Below are 16,585 nucleotides of genomic sequence, written 5' to 3' on the forward strand. Positions count from 1 at the left end.
GTGCCCGCGCGCTGCATCCAGTTATAGAGGATGAAGCACATGAGCAGGATGATGAGGAAGTAGACGATGGAGAACGCCGCGGCCGGGCCCAGGTCGAACTGGCCCACGGCCTTCTGCGTCAGGTACTGTGACAAGAAGGTGGTGGCGTTGCCCGGCCCGCCGCCGGTCAGCACGAAGGGCTCGGTGTAGATCATGAAGCTGTCCATGAAGCGCAGCAGCACCGCGATCATCAGCACGCCGCGCAGCTTGGGCAGCTGGATATAGCGGAACACCGCCAGGCGCGAGGCGCCGTCGATCTGCGCAGCCTGGTAGTAGGCGTCGGGGATCGCGCGCAGCCCGGCGTAGCACAGCAGCGCCACCAGCGGCGTCCAGTGCCACACGTCCATCACCAGCACCGTGACCCAGGCGTCCAGCGCACTGCCGGTGTAGTTGTAGTCGAAGCCCATGCCGGCAAGCGCCGCGCCTAGCAGGCCGATGTCGGTGCGCCCGAAGATCTGCCAGATGGTGCCCACCACGTTCCACGGGATCAGCAGCGACAGCGCGATCACCACCAGCACCGCCGAGGCCTTCCAGCCCCTGGCCGGCATCGACAATGCCAGCAGGATGCCCAGCGGGATCTCCACGGCCAGCACGGCGAGCGAGAAGCCGAGCTGGCGCAGCAGCGCATCGTGCAGCTCGCCGTCGCGCAGCACGGTGCGGAACCACTCGGTGCCGACGAACACGCGCCGCTCGGGCGAAATGATGTCCTGCACCGAGTAGTTGACGATGGTCATCAGCGGCAGGATGGCGGAGAACGCCACGCACAGCACCACCGGGATCACCAGCAGCCAGGCCTTCTGGTTGACGGGCTTCAGCGTGCTCATGCCACCAGCTCCTCGTTGACGTAGTAACAGGTATGACGGTTGAACACGGACAGCCACACGGTCTGGCCCTGCGCCAGCCCGGCGGCCTCGTTGCCGAGCCGCGCGCGGATGATGGCGGGCTCGCCGCCGGGCTCCTGCACGGTGGCGGTGACCAGCCAGTAGGTGCCGATGTCCTGTGCGCGCTCCACGCGCGCGGGCACCGCCTGCGGATCGGTGGCCGCGGCCAGGCGCAGGTACTCCGGGCGCACGCCGACCTTGAAGCCGCCGGCCGCCTGCAGCGCCGCCGCCGTCGTGGACGAGAACTCCGGCATATAGCGCCGCCCGGCGATCTCGAGGGCACCGTCGCGCCACGACCCGGCCAGGAAATTCATCCCCGGCGAGCCGATGAAGTTGCCCACGAACGTATGCGCCGGGCGCTCGAACAGGGCATCGGCCGAGCCCACCTGCACCGCCTTGCCGCGCGACATCACCAGCACCTGCTCGGCGAAGGTGAGCGCCTCGGTCTGGTCATGGGTGACGTAGATCAGCGTGAGGCGGAACTCGTGGTGGATCTCCTTGAGCTTGCGGCGCAACTGCCATTTCAGGTGAGGATCGATCACCGTGAGCGGCTCGTCGAACAGGATCGCGGAGACGTCCTGGCGCACCAGCCCGCGGCCCAGCGAGATCTTCTGCTTGGCGTCGGCCGCCAGCCCGCTGGCGCGCCGGTCCAGCGACGAGGAGAGATCCAGCATTTCCGCGACGCGGCCCACCCGCTCCCTGACCTGGGCCGGCGCCACGCCGCGGTTGCGCAGCGGGAAGGCCAGGTTCTCGCCCACGGTCATGGTGTCGTAGATCACCGGGAACTGGAACACCTGGGCGATATTGCGCGCCTGCGGCGTGGCCGCGGTCACGTCGCGCCCGTCGAAGGTGATGGTGCCGTGCGAGGGGCGCAGCAAGCCGGAAATGCAATTGAGCAGGGTGGTCTTGCCGCAGCCGGACGGCCCCAGCAAGGCATAGGCGCCGCCGTCGTCGAAGCTGAACTTCAGCGGCAGCAGCGCATAGTCTTCGTCCGACTGCGGGTCCGGCCGGTAGGAATGGGACAGGTCGAGGTCGATGCGCGCCATGTCAGGCTCCCTGCCCCGCGGTCACCGGCGTCGCCACCCGGAGCGGCCGGCTGGGCGCGTGGATGCGCTTGCCGGCGGCATCGAACAGGTAAAGCTGGGTCGGGTCGAGATGCAGCGTGAGCGGCGCGCCGAGCTGCAGATCCACCACCCCGGGAAACTGCGCCACCAGGTTGCCCACCGGCGAGTCCAGGTGGACGAAGGTGTCGGAGCCCGACAGCTCGGCCAGCGCCACCTTGCCGGCGAGCGGCACCGTGCCGGGCACGGCATCGAGCCGCAAGGCGCCGGCGCGCACGCCGACAGTCACCGGGCCGCCGTGGCCCGCGGCTTCCGGCAGCGGCAACGCAATGCCGCCCTGCAGGGCCACGGTGCCGGCTTTCAGCTCGCCGGACATCAGGTTCATCGGCGGATCGCTGAAGGCGCGCGCCACGCGCAGCGAGGCAGGATAGTGAAAGACTTCGGGCGTGGGTCCGTACTGCAGCAGCTCGCCGGCATCCAGCACCGCGGTATGGCCGCCCAGCAGCAGCGCCTCGGCAGGCTCGGTCGTGGCATAGATCACGGTGGCATCGCCGTGCGCGAACAGCTGCGTGAGTTCCTCGCGCAGTTCCTCGCGCAGCTTGTAGTCCAGGTTCACCAGCGGCTCGTCCAGCAGCATCAGCGGCGCGCCCTTGGCCAGCGCGCGCGCCAGCGCCACGCGCTGCTGCTGCCCGCCGGACAGTTCAGCGGGATAGCGCTCGAGCAGATGCTCGATATGCAGCCGCGCCGCCAGCGCCCGTACCTGCGCATCCATATCCTTGGCGCGGCGCAACCGCAGCGGCGAGGCGATATTGTCGAAGACCGTCAGGGATGGATAATTGATGAACTGCTGGTAGACCATGGAGACGTTGCGCTCGCGCACCGGCACGCCGGTCACGTCCACGCCGTCCACTTCGACGCGCCCGGCGCTGGGCCGGTCCAGTCCCGCCATGACCCGCATCAGGGAGGTCTTGCCGGCCTGGGTGGCCCCCAGCAAGATGGTCACTGCGCCCGCCACGGGCACCAGCGACATCGGATACAGATACGCCTGCGAACCAGCCTGCTGGGCGATGCCTTCCAATCTGAGCTGCATCGAGTCTCCGGAATTCGAATGCTCACCAAGTGTCTGCCGCATCACCTGTACGACGATGATGCAGACGCACAAATCCTTGCTTCCCGCTCGTTTTAGTGCATAAACGAACATAAAACAATCATGCACCGCATCATTTGTTTTCGTTTCTGTTTGAACTAGAATGCCGGCATGACGCTGAATCCACGCCAGACCGCCCTGCTCGAAGAGGTACGCAGCCAGGGCTTCGCTTCCATCGACGAGCTTGCGCGCAAGTTCGGGGTGACCCTGCAGACCGTGCGCCGCGACGTCAACCTGCTGGCCGAGAACGGCATGCTGGCGCGCTTCCATGGCGGCGTGCGCGTGGACGGCTCCACGGTGGAAAATATCGCCTACCGGCAGCGGCAGGTGCTCAACGCCGAAGGCAAGGCGCGCATCGCGCGCGCCGTGGCCAGCCAGGTCCCGGAAGGCTGCTCGCTGATCCTGAACATCGGCACCACGGTCGAAGAGATCGCGCGCGAGCTGATGCATCACCGCGGCCTGCGCGTGATCACCAACAACCTCAACGTGGCGAACATCCTGGCCGACAACCCCGATTGCGAGGTGATCGTGGCCGGCGGCGTGCTGCGCTCGCGCGACCGCGGCATCGTGGGCGAGGCCACGGTGGAGTTCATCAGCCAGTTCAAGGTGGATATCGGCCTGATCGGCATCTCGGGCATCGAGGCCGACGGCACGCTGCGCGATTACGACTTTCGCGAAGTGAAGGTCGCGCGGACCATCATCGAGCATTCGCGCGAGATCTGGCTCGCGGCCGATGCCAGCAAGTTCAACCGCCAGGCCATGGTGGAGCTGGCGCACCTGTCGGAGATCGACAGGCTGTTTACCGACCAGCCGCTCAAGTCACCATTCGAGCGCATGCTCGAAGACAGCGGAGTGCGTTGTGTGGTCGCGCAGGACTGAACGCGGCGGCTTGCCGCGCGTGCTGGTGCGCCCGCTGGTGCGCCCGCTGGCGCGCCCACCGATGCGCCCTGCAGGCGTCACCGGCTCGGGCGATGCCCGCGCATGTCGCGCCGGGCACGCACCGGGGGCCTTACTTGAAGACGACCGTCTTGTGGCCGTTCACGATGATACGGTGCTCGGCGTGCCATTTGACGGCGCGCGCGAGCGCCACGCACTCCACGTCGCGCCCCACCGAGGTGAGCTGCTCCGGATCCATGCTGTGGTCCACGCGCTCGATTTCCTGCTCGATGATCGGGCCTTCGTCCAGGTCTGCCGTGACGTAGTGCGCGGTGGCGCCGATCAGCTTCACACCACGGTCGTGCGCCTGGTAGTAGGGCTTGGCGCCCTTGAAGCTGGGCAGGAAGGAGTGGTGGATATTGATGGCGCGGCCGGCCAGCTTGCGGCACAGGTCGTCGCTCAGCACCTGCATGTAGCGCGCCAGCACCACCAGGTCGATGTTCTGGTCGCGCACGACTTCGAACACCTTGGCTTCCTGCGCGGCCTTCTGCTCGGCCGAGGCGTTCATCAGCGGCAGGTGGAAAAACGGGATGTCGTACGACGCGGCCAGCTGGTAGAAATCGCGGTGGTTCGACACGATGGCGGCGATCTCGACCGGCAGGCCGCTGGCCTTGGCGCGGAACAGCAGGTCGTTGAGGCAGTGGCCGATCTTGGACACCATGATCATCACGCGCGGCTTGACGCTGGCGTCGAACAATTCCCACTGCATGCCGAACTGGTCGCCCACCGGCGCGAAGGCGGCCTTCAGCGTGGCCAGGTCGGGACCGCCCGCGCTCGGCGTGAAATGCACGCGCATGAAGAAGCGGCCGGTGAACTCATCGCCGAACTGGTCGGAATCGACGATATTGCAGCCGTGCTGGAACAGCAGCCCAGAAACGGCATGGACGATGCCCGGCTGATCCGGGCAGGAAATGGTGAGAATGAATCCGGTATTGCTCATCGTGTGTTGTTCTGTCGAGTGCGCGCCGATCATGCGCGGTGGGTGCCGGGTGCGCTCCCGCCGCAGCCCCAGCCGCGGCGTTTGAGCGTATCCAGCGTCACCAGCGTCGCATCGACGGTCATGGCGCCATCCGCCATGATAGCAAGCAATGCCTCGGGCTCGATACGCCGGTGCTCGGCCACTTCGCCGTCGCGGTTATGCGGCACGAAGTCCGCGGGCAGCAACAGGTCGTACACGTACACGGCTTCCCACTGCACGCCCTCCGGGATCTCGCGCAGCACTTCGATCACGCCGTGCGCCTCGGCGCGCCGCGCCAGCGCAGGCGGGATGCCGGATTCCTCGTCGCACTCGCGCACCAGCGTGGCGAGCGGATCGCTGCCGTGCGGCATGCCGCCGGCCACCAGGTTGTCCCACATGCCGGGGTCGACCGCCTTGGCGGCGCTGCGCCGCGAGATCCACAACGCGCGCTCGCCATCGATCACGCCGTTCATGTGCGAGGCGAAAGTCAGCAAGCCGAGAAAGCGCGCGGCGGCACGCTCGATCACCGCGAACGCGGGCGCCTCCAGCGCCGGCGTCACCGCAAACAATTCATCGCGCCAGCCGCGCACATGGCCGGCGTCCGCCAGCCAGCGCGCCAGCGTGGCCAGCGCGGCGCTGCGCGCGGCAGGCTCCGTGCAGCCGGGCAGCAGCGCTGCGCCGCCGTCCGGCGCTTCCCCGAGTACCGCTGGCACGGCGGTTTGCGCGCGCAGGATCCGCGCATGCAGGCGCGGCAGCCAGCCTACGTGCCGGCCGTCCACGGTCAGCCTGAGATGGGCGCCGGCGTCGAAGCGGCTGCGCGCCGCCAGCGCGCCGGCGATGCGTGAGAGGGTCGGGGCGCCAGCGTCGCGGCGCCCGCTTTCGGGCAAGGTATCGGACATGAATGTTTCGGGCGGCCGCCACGGCGCGCCCGCGAAAATGCATCCAGGAAAAAAAGCATGAAGCAAAACCCGCCGCCGGGGCAAACCCCGGGCCAGCCACGCTACGTGCTGGCGCTGGACCAGGGCACCAGCAGCTCGCGCGCCATCCTGTTCGACCACGCCGGCAACGTGGTGCGGGTCGCGCAGCGCGAATTCCGGCAATATTACCCGCACCCCGGCCACGTCGAGCACGACCCCTACGAGATCTGGCAGTCGCAGCTGGCCGTGGCGCACGAAGTGCTGGGCGATGCCGGCGTCGCCGCCAGCCAGGTGCAGGCCATCGGCATCACCAACCAGCGCGAGACCACCGTGCTGTGGGACCGCAAGACCGGCGAGCCGGTCGGCCGCGCACTGGTGTGGCAGGACCGTCGTACCGCGCCGATGTGCGAGGCGCTGCAGGCCGAGGGACATGGCGACCTGTTCCGCGACAAGACCGGACTGATCATCGACGCCTATTTCTCCGGCACCAAGCTGCGCTGGATGCTGGACAACATCGAGGGCGCGCGCGAACGCGCGGCGCGCGGCGAACTCGCCTTCGGCACCGTGGACAGCTGGCTGATCTGGCAGCTCACCGACGGCCAGCGCCACGTCACCGATGTCTCCAACGCGTCGCGCACGCTGCTGTTCAATATCCATGACTTTGCGTGGGACGACGCCCTGCTCGGCCTGCTGGACATCCCGCGCAGCCTGCTGCCCGAGATAGTGCCCTCCAGCGGCGAGGTGGCGCGCACGGCCTTGCGCTGGTTCGGCGCCGAGATCCCCATTGCCGGCATCGCCGGCGACCAGCAGGCCGCCACCTACGGCCAGGCCTGCCTGTCGCCCGGCATGGCCAAGAACACCTACGGCACCGGCTGCTTCCTGCTGATGAACACCGGCGCGCAGCCGGTCGCCTCGCACAACCGCCTGCTCACCACCGTCGGCTGGCAACTGGGCGGTGACGCGCCGGCCGCGGGCCGCACCCAATACTGCCTGGAAGGCGGCGTGTTCATGGGCGGCGCCACCATCCAGTGGCTGCGCGACGGGCTGCAGATCATCAACAGCGCGCCGGAGGTGGAGCCGCTGGCGCGCCAGTGCGACGACACCGGCGGCGTGGTGCTGGTGCCGGCCTTCGCCGGCCTGGGCGCGCCGCACTGGGACCCGTTCGCGCGCGGCACGCTGGTGGGCATCACGCGCGGCACCGGACGGGCGCATATCGCGCGCGCAGCGCTGGAGTCGATCGCGCTGCAGAGCGTGGACGTGCTGGATGCGATGCAGAAGGATGCCGGCATCTCGCTGGCCGAGCTGCGCGTGGACGGCGGCGCCTCGCGCAGCGACCTGCTGATGCAGATGCAGGCCGACCTGCTGGGCACGGCCGTGGTGCGCCCGCGCGTGACCGAGACCACCGCGCTGGGCGCGGCCTACCTGGCAGGCCTGGCCACCGGCTACTGGAGCGGCGAAGAGGAAATCGCCAGCCAGTGGCAGGTGGAGCACCGCTTCGAACCCAATCTCGGCGCCGACGCGCGCGCCTACCAGCTGTGGCGCTGGCACCGCGCGGTGGAACGCGCGCGCGACTGGGCGCGCGAAGACGGCGCGCCGACGCGCACCACGCATTGAAGGCCCGGCAGCGGCACCTAGCCCCCGCCGGACGGCACCACACACATAGATAGCAGCACCCGCGCCAAGCGCATTCGCATCGAACAAGGAATCATGCAGAAACTGTTCTCCCCCACCCTCCCGCCAGACCGCGCCGCGCTGCTCGCCACGCTCGAGCGCGAGCCCAAGTGGGACGTGATCGTCATCGGCGGCGGCGCCACCGGTCTCGGCACCGCGGTGGACGCCGCCTCGCGCGGCTACCGCACGCTGCTGGTGGAAGCCGCCGACTTCGCCAAGGGCACCTCGAGCAAGGCCACCAAGCTGGTCCACGGCGGCGTGCGCTACCTGGCGCAGGGCAATATCAGCCTGGTGCGCGAGGCGCTGCACGAACGCGGCCTGCTGGCGCGCAACGCGCCGCACCTGGTGTGGCCGCTGGGCTTCGTGGTGCCGGCCTACCAGCTGTTCGACCAGCCCTTCTACGGCATCGGCCTGAAGGTCTACGACATGCTGGCCGGCGGACTCAACCTGTCCGGCAGCCGCTGGCTGAACCACCGCGAGACGCTGGCCGCCGCGCCGACGCTGGCCGAGCACGTGGGCGGGCGGCCGCTGCGCGGCGGCAACCTGTACTTCGACGGCCAGTTCGACGATGCCCGCCTCGCCATCGCGCTGATGCGCACGCTGTTCGACGTGGGTGGCACCGCCATCAACTACCTGCGCGTGAGCGGGCTGTCGCAGAAGAACGGCGTGATCGACGGCGTCACCGTCAAGGACGTGCTGGGCGACGCCAGCTTCGACCTCAAGGCATCCTGCGTGGTCAACGCCACCGGCGTGTGGGTGGATGCCATCCGCCAGATGGAAGACGGCCAGGCGCGCGGCATGGTGGCGCCCAGCCAGGGCGTGCACCTGACGTTGCCGCGCAGCTTCCTGCCGGGCGAACGGGCCATCCTGATTCCCAAGACCGATGACGGCCGCGTGCTGTTCGTGGTGCCCTGGAACGGCCACACCATCGTCGGCACCACCGATACGCCGCGCAAGGACCTGCCGCTGGAACCGCGCGCCGGGGCCGACGATGTCGATTTCATCCTGGAGACCGCGGCACGCTACCTGTCGCGCACACCGACCCGCGCCGACGTGACCAGCGTCTGGGCCGGCCTGCGTCCGCTGGTCAAGGCCACCGGCGAAGCCTCCACGGCTTCGCTCTCGCGCGAGCACACCATCCTGGTGTCCAAGGCCGGCCTGATCACCGTCACCGGCGGCAAATGGACCACTTACCGCAAGATGGCCGAGGACGTGGTCGGCACCGCGATCCAGCGCCAGATGCTGCCCGCGGCGCCATGCGTGACCGGCGAGCTGCAGCTGCACGGCGCGAAGGGCCTGCCCGCGGACCTGCCGGCCCCCGGCGGCAGTTCGCCCGACCGCTACTACGGCAATGAACTCGGCATGCTGCGCGCCCTCCCCGGCAAGGAGGAAATCCTCGTGCCGGGCTCCGGCCTGAGCGCCGCCCATGTACGCTTCGCCGCGCGCTACGAGCTGGCACGGCGCGTGGAAGATGTGCTGGCGCGACGCAACCGCGCGCTGTTCCTCGAAGCCGGCGCCGCCATTGCGGCTGCGCCGCGCGTGGCGGCGATCCTGGCCGAAGAGCATGGCCACGACGCGGCCTGGCAGGCCGCGGAAGTGGAGAGCTTCCGCTCGCTGGCCAGCGGCTATATGCTGTCCTGACGCGCGCACGCCACCGCAACCAGGAGCCTCCATGCCGCTGCGTCCTCCCAGGCATTGCCTCGCGGCCGCCGCGCTGGCCGGCGCCGTTGGCGTGGCCGCCTTCCCGGCGGCTGCCAAACCCGCCATCGACGGTGTGCGTTTCGACGCGCCTGTCACCGTGCACTACCAGTGCGACGCGGGCAAGCGGCTCACCGCGCGCTACTTCAACAGCCCCGACAACCAGATCGCCATCGTGCGGCTCGACGGCAAGCCGCTGCTGTTCGTCAGCGTGCTGACCGGCTCCGGCGCCCGCTACTCGCACGGCATCCATCAATGGATCACCAAGGGCGACGAAGGCAGGCTCCAGGACCTGACGCAAGGCGACGATGCGCCCCCCGTCTATGCCAATTGCAAGGCCGTGAAATAGGCGCTCCGCTGCATAACATTGTTCGCGCGGGCCCCCGGTGAGCGATAATGCGGGTTATCGAATCAGGGAGAACACCATGGACGAGATTGATGATCTGTCCGATCTGCCGATGCCCCGCTTTATCTGGGGTTTCGCCATCTTCACGCCCAAGGGCGGCGAGGTGATGCATGACGAGTTTGAATATCTGACCCATACCCGCACCCCGCGCTTCACCTGCCGGGTGGTGGAACTGGAAGACATGCCGGCCGACAGCGAAGAAAGCGGCATCGACGGGCGTATCGTGCATTACGACGAGCCTGGCCGGCTGTTCTACATCACCGACGCCGGCCTGGCGCTGGTGAACTTCGAGCTGTTCGACAACCTGCCGGACAAGAACAAGCTCAAGAAAGTCTGCGACGAAGCCATCGAAAACTGGCTGCAGCGCCGCGATTTCCTCGAGTCAGAGGATGGCGAAGAGGCCTGAACGCCCTTTGCCAGCAGGCTGCCAGCAGGATTCCGGCAGTCACACCGGGATGACGGCCTGAGCGCCGTCATTGCCCGCGCGATGGCGCCACCCCTGCCACGCGCGCCCTTTCCCCCTCTGCTCTCCCCTTCCCCCTTCCCCCTTCGCCTTTCCCGCCAGCCCTTGCCACGCCGCGCGCCGCTGCCGGACCGTTCCGGCAATTGCTCTCGGTTGCTCTCGGCGATCGCCTGCGCCCACGTTCCGTCATCCCTGCCAGGTCAGTCCCGTCCTACAGCGCAAGGGGAAGTCGCCGGACATCGCGCGCGTTGACCGCTCCCTATATTGGAACCGTGGAAAACAGCGATAGAAAGGAAAGAAATCATGCCCTATATCCTCGCTTGGCTGCTCGGTGTCCCGGCCTTCGTGCTGCTGCTGATCTGGCTGTTCGTGCATTGATGCAACGGGAACCATGAGGCGTCTTCGCGCGCAAGGCAAGAAGACATGCAAGAGACAACAGCAACAAAAGCAAAACGCCCGCTGGCTACAGCGGGCGTTTTGCTTTGCAACGCCTGACGGGCAACCGGCGCCGGCCGGTCATGGCGCCCGATGCGTCACATCACCGGCACGCATCCTGCGATGCCAGCCACATCAATGGCTGCACCGGCGACCAACATCGGCGATGAATCTCAGGCAGACGCGGGCAATCCGCGTTCGAGCGCTTCCTTCAGCAGCCCGCTCATGCCACCCGGGTGGGCGGGCGCCAGCGCCTGCAGGCGCTTGACGATCTCGCCGTCGAGCTTGCAGGCGAACGGCACCAGGCCCTGCTCCTGGTCCAGCCGGCGCTGCTCGCGGCGATCGATCTTGGCCTGGCCGGCTTCGCGCACGCCGTGCGCGGCCGAGGACAGCTTCAGGCTATTGGCGAGCTTCAGCGCTTTGTTCTTTTCGAGGTCGGTCTTTTTCACGGCATGTTCCGCTAGAGTCAGTCTGGGGCGGTATTGTACGCAGGTCGGCGCCGGCCACGGCCGGCAATGTCCCGGGGCCTAGCGCACCGGCTATTCCTCGCCCCGCACTTCGATCAGGTCGGCGGCCACGCGCTCGATCTCCGCAAACACCGGCAGCGCGGACGCGGGCCCGGTGCATCCCACCCCGCTCGCACTGGCCGCGTCGGCGCCAGGCGGCAGGAAGACGAAGGCCATGCCGGGCTGCCAGCGCGGATCATTCTTCAGGCTTTCGTTGAGGATCGCCAGGTACTGGCTACGTGAGAACACGTGCTTTGCCATCTTCACCTCCAATACGTTGTCCGGATCGTAGCATGGCACGCCGGCCGATCCGGGTGAGCCTTGATACACGCGCGTCGCCACGCGTGCGATGATCACGATGCCTTTGCCGGAATCGAGCCCTTCGGCAAAGCGTAGCCAAATACAACAACAAGACAAAGGATGAGACAAATGATCAGAAGCACTTTGCCCGTGCTGGCGGCGGCGGTGCTGGCCGCTTGCGCCACGCCGGCTTCCATGCAGAACACGCAGAACGCCACGCCGCTGACCACCCGCTTCTCTGCCCCGCAACTCGACAACATGAGCGCGCGCGTACGCGCGGACGTGGCCCAGGGCCGCATTCCCGGCGCGGTGTACCTGCTCGCGCGCAATGGCAACCTCGTCAGCACCCAGGCCATCGGCTGGCAGGATGCCGCCGCCAGGGTGCCGATGCGCGAGGACGCCATCTYCCGAATCTACTCGATGAGCAAGCCGATCGTCTCGGTTGCGGTGATGATGATGGTCGAGGACGGCCGCGTGCAACTGGCCGACCCGGTCTCGAAGTATCTGCCCGAACTCAAAGGACTGCAGGTCGGCGTGGAGAAGACCGATGCGGCCGGCAAGCCGGAGCTCGGGCTGGTGCCCGCGCAGCGCGAGATGACCGTGCAGGACCTGCTGCGCCATACCTCGGGCCTGACCTACGGCGTGTTCGGCAAGTCCCTGGTCAAGGACGAATACAAGCGCGCGGGCGTGGACGCCACCGAGCAAAGCAACGGTGAGTTCATTGCGCACCTGGCCAAGGTTCCGCTGCAGTTCCAGCCCGGCACGACGTGGGAATACAGTCGCTCCACCGACGTGCTCGGCGCCCTGCTGGAACGCGTGTCCGGCCAGACACTGGCCGCACACCTGCAGCAGCGCATCTTCGCGCCATTGCAGATGAAGGACACCGGCTTCTGGGTGCCGGCGGCGCAGCAAGGCCGCATCGCCGAGCCCTTCGCCACCGATCCCGACAGCAAGGTGGCGGTCAGCCTGATCGATATCCGCCGCGCGCCCAGGCTCGAATCCGGCGGCGGCGGCCTGGTATCGACCGCGGCGGACTATTTCCGCTTTGCGCAGATGCTGCTCAACGGCGGGGAACTCGATGGCGTGCGGCTGCTGTCGCCGAAGACCGTGGCCAACATGACCGCCGACCATCTCGGCCCGATCCGCCTCGCATCGCAGGCGCGCGGACCCGCTTACCTGCCGGGACCGGGCTACGGCTTCGGCCTGGGCTTCGGCACGCGCCTGAGCACCGGCGGGCCGGCCACGGCGGGATCGGTCGGGGATTTCTACTGGGGCGGGGTCGGCGGCACCTACTTCTGGGTCGATCCGCAAGAGAAGACCGTCGCCATCTGGATGATGCAGGCGCCAGGCCAGCGCGAGTACTACCGTGCGTGGTTCAGGAACACGGTCTACGCTGCGATGACGCCCTGAGGCAGGAAGGCAGGAAGGCGGGAAGGCGGCAAGGTGGCGAGGCAGCGATGTCGCGCCCCGCCCGGAGATTGCGTCAGGCGGGCTCCATGGACCAGCCGGGTCCCTTTCCGTTCTTGTCGCTCTCGTGGCGCCAGCGGCAGCCGCAGTCCGCGCACGTATAGGTGGCAAAGGTGATGGCGGGCTCGCCGCGCGGCTTGATGCGCTGTGTATCGGTCAACAGCAGCCGCGGATGTCCGGTGCCGCCGGTAGAGCCCGGCCGGATCTGCGCGCACGCATCGCAAAGGTTCATCGTTGCTCCCACGCCGTACGCGCACGGCCGGAGCAACCCGGGCCACCACCCGGGGCGCGCTTGCCCGTAGCGCGGGCGGCCGCTATTTGTCCGCCGCCATCGCCTTGAGCTGGGCGTCGCCAGCCACGCGCGCGGCGTCCGAGGTTGTGAAGGTATCGTCGGAAACGATATTGCGCTTGACCAGCCGCGCGTCGAAATCAACCAGCGTGATCACCCATACGTAACGGCCGGCCTGCGGCGCGGTCTGGACGATCGCCTGCAGATGCGGCGTGGAATCCTTGGACATGATGCTCCTCCGGAGAACGCATCCGGGCACTGTAGCACGAGCCCGCGCCACGGGGCGGCGGCGCGGGCGGGACCGCGTTCAGTGCTCGAAATCGAGGCCGCCCAGCAGCACCATCGGGTCGGCCTGCGAACGCGTGCCGAAATCGATCTGCCGCGGCACCTGCCACGCGCGCATCTTGCCCGGCAGCGCCGCGAGATAGTGCGCGAACTTCACCTCGCCGCCGGCCGCGAACAGGGCCTCCACCTCGAGGCCGTCCCAGGACAGGTAGACATTCAAGGGATGCCTGAAGCGCCGCGCCTCGTCGAACGGCTCGCCGTAGATCCGAATCCGCGCGGGACTCTCATCCTGCACAAGTTCCACATGGATGCGCTGTCCGAACAACCTGGCGATCGCCTGTGCGATGCGCGGGGCGTATTCCGCGTCGAAGCGCGCGGCAATGTCATGGCTCACGTTTGTCTCTTCCGGTCTTTCCCGGGATCGTAGCATGCGAGCCCCGCGCGGCCAGGTGCGCCGAAACTCTGGTTGACCCCTGCCGCTGCCGACCTATACTGAAGTCCTGCCGACCGAGACACGCATAGCAAGCGAAGGTAAGTCGCAGAATGATCAAACTGGCCAGCAAGGCAGTGAGATCGTGCAAGCCGATTGGGCCTGCAAAGTCCGAACCGGATCCTAGTGCGTTTGCCGACCCGGTTCGGATCCCCCCTCTCACCTGCGGTGAGAAACCAAAGCACCTTTGCGGAGGTGCTTTTTTATTGCCTGTTTTTGTTGCCCGCTTTTGTTGCCCGCTCTTGCTGCCTACCGCACGCGCACGGTGAAGTGCCGGCCAAGTCACCGAGCTGTCCGGCTTGATACAAAGGGCGGCGAAGCAAGAAAAGCCAGCCAAAGAAAAAGGCCCGCAATTGCTTGCGGGCCTTTTTTACGGACATGCCACATGTCGATTGACGAGCATGTCTGCCAGATTCTGGCGGAGAGAAGGGGATTCGAACCCCTGATAGGCTATTAACCTATACACGCTTTCCAGGCGTGCGACTTCAACCACTCATCCATCTCTCCGGGAAGTCGGCGATTATAGCAGACTTGTCCAGCAAATCCAGTGTTTCGTGATGCGACCGCTAGCCGCGTCGCAAGTAGGTCACGAGCCGGTCGATCACTGGCGCGTTGCGTGGCGTCAGCAGGCTGACGATGATCGCCACCGCGAACCCTGCGGGAACGCCGAAGGCACCCGAGGCGATCGGGTCGACCCCGAACCAGCGGTTGCCGAAGATGCCGGTCATGCGCGTGAAGAACGGATAGTTGACGAAGATGTAGTAGACCGCCACGCTCAGCCCCGCGACCATGCCGGCGACGGCGCCGGCGGCGGTGGTACGGCGCCAGAAGATGGCCAGCACCAGGACCGGGAAGAAGCTGGAGGCAGCCAGCGAAAACGCCGCGCCGACCAGGAAGAGGATATTGCCCGGACGCAGCGACGTGACGTAGGAGGCAAACAGCGCTACGCCGAGCAGGACGATCTTGGCGGTGGTGACGCGCCGCTGGTGGCTCGCGCCGCGGTCGACCATGTGATAGAAGACGTCGTGCGACAGCGCGTTGGCAATGGTGAGCAGCAGGCCGTCGGCGGTGGACAGCGCGGCCGCCAGCGCGCCGGCCGCGACCAGCCCGGAGATCACGTAGGGCAAGCCGGCGATCTCGGGGGCCGCAAGCACGATCATGTCGGGCTGGATCAGGATCTCGGCCCATTGCACGATGCCGTCGCCGTTGACGTCACTGATGCCGAACACGGGCGGATCGACCTTGCGCCACTGCACTACCCACTGGGGCAGTTCGGCGTAGGGCGTGCCGACCAGGTGCTGGAAGAATTCGTACTTCACAAGTGCGGCCAGCGTGGGCGCCGAGACGTAGAGCAATGCGATGCAGAACACGGCCCAGGCTACCGAGTTGCGCGTTTCCTTGACCGACGGCGTGGTGTAGAGCCGCGTGAGGATGTGTGGCAGGCTGGCGGTGCCGAGCATCAGGCAGAACACCAGCAGCACGAAGTTCAGGCGCTTGGTCTTGCGCTCCGCTTCCGAGGCGGAGGGATAGGGCTCGGTGGAAGGCGTGGAAGGCTGGCTGCGCGCGAGCGCTTMTTCGCGCTGCTGGCTCCATTGCCGCTGGGCCGCCGCCGCGTCGCGCGGAAACTCCACCCGCTCGCGCTCGACGGCCTTGATCTCGCGCAGCGGCGCATTGCGCAAGCGCAGATCCTGCATGCGCGCGGACAGCGCATCGCGCTCCTCGGCGAATGACCGCGGCAGCCTGGCAATGCGTTCCTGCAGCCGGATCGCCTGCTGGCGGTAGAACTCACGCACGGCCCGCTCGGCAGGATCGCGTTCGAGGCTGCGCTCGCGCGCATCGAGCTGCGACAACAGCGTGCCGTAGCTGAGCTGCGGCAGCGCATCGTGATGATGTTTCCACGCGATCATCGATACCGTGACCAGGAAGGCCACGATCAGCATGATGTACTGCGCCACCTGGGTCCACGTCACCGCGCGCATGCCGCCGAGGAAGGAGCAGACCAGGATGCCGGCCAGGCCGAAGAACACGCCGACGGCGAACTCCACGCCGATAAAGCGCGTGACGATCAGCCCTACCCCCTGGATCTGCGCCACCAGGTAGACGAAGGAGCAGAGCGACGCGGCCAGCACGGCGATGGCGCGCACCGGCATGTTGCCGCCTGGCTTGCCGTTGCCATAGCGCGCCGCGAGGAAATCCGGGATGGTGTAGCCGCCGTACTTGCGCAGATACGGCGCGAGCAGGAAGGCCACCAGGCAATAGCCGCCGGTCCAGCCCATCACATAGGCCAGCCCGTCGTAGCCCGACGCGAACAGGATGCCGGCCAGGCCGATGAACGACGCGGCGCTCATCCAGTCGGCGGCGATCGCCATGCCGTTGAACATGGCGGGTACCCGGCGGCCGGCTACATAGTATTCATTGAGGTCCGAGGTGCGGCAGATCAGCCCGATGCATGCATAGATGGCGATCGTGACGAAGAGAAAGACGTAGCCGAGCCAGAGCGCATCGCCACTGGAGCGCTCCAGCAGGCCCATCATGCCGATGAAGGCAAACAGGCCGATGGTGAACAAGGCGTAGTACAGCAGCAGCCGACGGCGAAAACGCGACTGTTCGTCGGGCATGGGGAGCGTGGTTGGACC

At 67.3% G+C, this 16,585-nt stretch carries 17 protein-coding genes and 1 tRNA gene; 6 read left to right on the forward strand and 12 right to left on the reverse strand.

Translation table 11 applies throughout. From position 1 onward, the window contains the following. From AC1DO7_RS29900 to AC1DO7_RS29910, 3 genes are all read right to left on the reverse strand, one after another. Positions 1-854, reverse strand: an 854-nt coding sequence (locus AC1DO7_RS29900) for a carbohydrate ABC transporter permease (protein ID WP_477116901.1), incomplete at its 3' end; no start/stop codon positions are given. Between the two features lie 5 nt (positions 855-859). Continuing rightward, complete coding sequence (locus AC1DO7_RS29905; RefSeq protein WP_441624014.1) at positions 860-1,966, reverse strand: ABC transporter ATP-binding protein; 1,107 nt, start codon at positions 1,964-1,966, stop codon at positions 860-862. Position 1,967: 1 nt separating this feature from the next. Then, positions 1,968-3,071, reverse strand: a complete 1,104-nt coding sequence (locus AC1DO7_RS29910; RefSeq protein WP_441624016.1) for an ABC transporter ATP-binding protein — start codon at positions 3,069-3,071, stop codon at positions 1,968-1,970. Between the two features lie 168 nt (positions 3,072-3,239). Between AC1DO7_RS29910 and AC1DO7_RS29915 the strand changes: the two genes are divergently transcribed. Next, on the forward strand, positions 3,240-4,007 hold the full coding sequence (locus tag AC1DO7_RS29915) for a DeoR/GlpR family DNA-binding transcription regulator (protein ID WP_441624018.1): 768 nt from the start codon (positions 3,240-3,242) through the stop codon (positions 4,005-4,007). 130 nt (positions 4,008-4,137) lie between these two features. Here the strand turns inward: AC1DO7_RS29915 and purU are convergent, their stop codons facing one another. Then, positions 4,138-5,004: a formyltetrahydrofolate deformylase gene (gene purU / locus AC1DO7_RS29920; RefSeq protein WP_441624020.1), complete on the reverse strand. Its 867-nt coding sequence runs from the start codon at positions 5,002-5,004 to the stop codon at positions 4,138-4,140. Positions 5,005-5,033: 29 nt separating this feature from the next. Next, the gene (locus tag AC1DO7_RS29925) at positions 5,034-5,921 is read right to left on the reverse strand and encodes an NUDIX hydrolase (protein WP_441624022.1); all 888 of its coding nucleotides are present in this window, start codon (positions 5,919-5,921) and stop codon (positions 5,034-5,036) included. A 57-nt stretch (positions 5,922-5,978) separates the two neighbouring features. Here AC1DO7_RS29925 and glpK point away from each other — a divergent pair, with 57 nt between their 5' ends. From glpK to AC1DO7_RS29945, 4 genes are all read left to right on the forward strand, one after another. Continuing rightward, entirely contained in the window at positions 5,979-7,553 is a 1,575-nt protein-coding gene (gene glpK / locus AC1DO7_RS29930) for a glycerol kinase GlpK (RefSeq protein ID WP_441624024.1), read from the forward strand. Positions 7,554-7,646: 93 nt separating this feature from the next. Then, positions 7,647-9,251 (forward strand): glycerol-3-phosphate dehydrogenase/oxidase, encoded by a 1,605-nt coding sequence (locus AC1DO7_RS29935; RefSeq protein WP_441624026.1) that lies wholly within the window; start codon positions 7,647-7,649, stop codon positions 9,249-9,251. Positions 9,252-9,282: 31 nt separating this feature from the next. Then, positions 9,283-9,657 carry an MliC family protein gene (locus AC1DO7_RS29940; protein WP_441624028.1) on the forward strand — a complete coding sequence of 125 codons (375 nt, stop codon included), beginning with the start codon at positions 9,283-9,285 and terminating at the stop codon, positions 9,655-9,657. A 76-nt stretch (positions 9,658-9,733) separates the two neighbouring features. Next, positions 9,734-10,120, forward strand: coding sequence for a hypothetical protein (locus AC1DO7_RS29945; protein ID WP_441624030.1), 387 nt, complete (start codon positions 9,734-9,736; stop codon positions 10,118-10,120). A 665-nt stretch (positions 10,121-10,785) separates the two neighbouring features. On the opposite strand, the gene AC1DO7_RS29950 is transcribed toward AC1DO7_RS29945, so the two are convergent. Further along, on the reverse strand, positions 10,786-11,061 hold the full coding sequence (locus AC1DO7_RS29950) for a hypothetical protein (RefSeq protein ID WP_441624032.1): 276 nt from the start codon (positions 11,059-11,061) through the stop codon (positions 10,786-10,788). A gap of 90 nt (positions 11,062-11,151) precedes the next feature. Next, positions 11,152-11,379, reverse strand: coding sequence for a hypothetical protein (locus AC1DO7_RS29955; protein WP_441624049.1), 228 nt, complete (start codon positions 11,377-11,379; stop codon positions 11,152-11,154). 168 nt (positions 11,380-11,547) lie between these two features. On the opposite strand from AC1DO7_RS29955, the gene AC1DO7_RS29960 reads away from it, so the two are divergent. After that, on the forward strand, positions 11,548-12,828 hold the full coding sequence (locus AC1DO7_RS29960) for a serine hydrolase domain-containing protein (RefSeq protein ID WP_477116900.1): 1,281 nt from the start codon (positions 11,548-11,550) through the stop codon (positions 12,826-12,828). A 73-nt stretch (positions 12,829-12,901) separates the two neighbouring features. On the opposite strand, the gene AC1DO7_RS29965 is transcribed toward AC1DO7_RS29960, so the two are convergent. The 5 genes from AC1DO7_RS29965 to AC1DO7_RS29985 form a co-directional block, all read right to left on the reverse strand. Continuing rightward, the gene (locus tag AC1DO7_RS29965) at positions 12,902-13,117 is read right to left on the reverse strand and encodes a hypothetical protein (protein ID WP_441624036.1); all 216 of its coding nucleotides are present in this window, start codon (positions 13,115-13,117) and stop codon (positions 12,902-12,904) included. 82 nt (positions 13,118-13,199) lie between these two features. Further along, on the reverse strand, positions 13,200-13,403 hold the full coding sequence (locus tag AC1DO7_RS29970) for a hypothetical protein (RefSeq protein WP_441624038.1): 204 nt from the start codon (positions 13,401-13,403) through the stop codon (positions 13,200-13,202). A 78-nt stretch (positions 13,404-13,481) separates the two neighbouring features. Continuing rightward, positions 13,482-13,853, reverse strand: a complete 372-nt coding sequence (locus AC1DO7_RS29975; RefSeq protein ID WP_441624040.1) for a DUF5594 family protein — start codon at positions 13,851-13,853, stop codon at positions 13,482-13,484. 512 nt (positions 13,854-14,365) lie between these two features. Further along, positions 14,366-14,456, reverse strand: a tRNA-Ser gene (locus AC1DO7_RS29980). Positions 14,457-14,515: 59 nt separating this feature from the next. Continuing rightward, positions 14,516-16,567, reverse strand: coding sequence for a VC_2705 family sodium/solute symporter (locus AC1DO7_RS29985; protein ID WP_477116902.1), 2,052 nt, complete (start codon positions 16,565-16,567; stop codon positions 14,516-14,518). Positions 16,568-16,585: the final 18 nt, after the last annotated feature.

The organism is Cupriavidus sp. 05N40 (assembly GCF_056397305.1).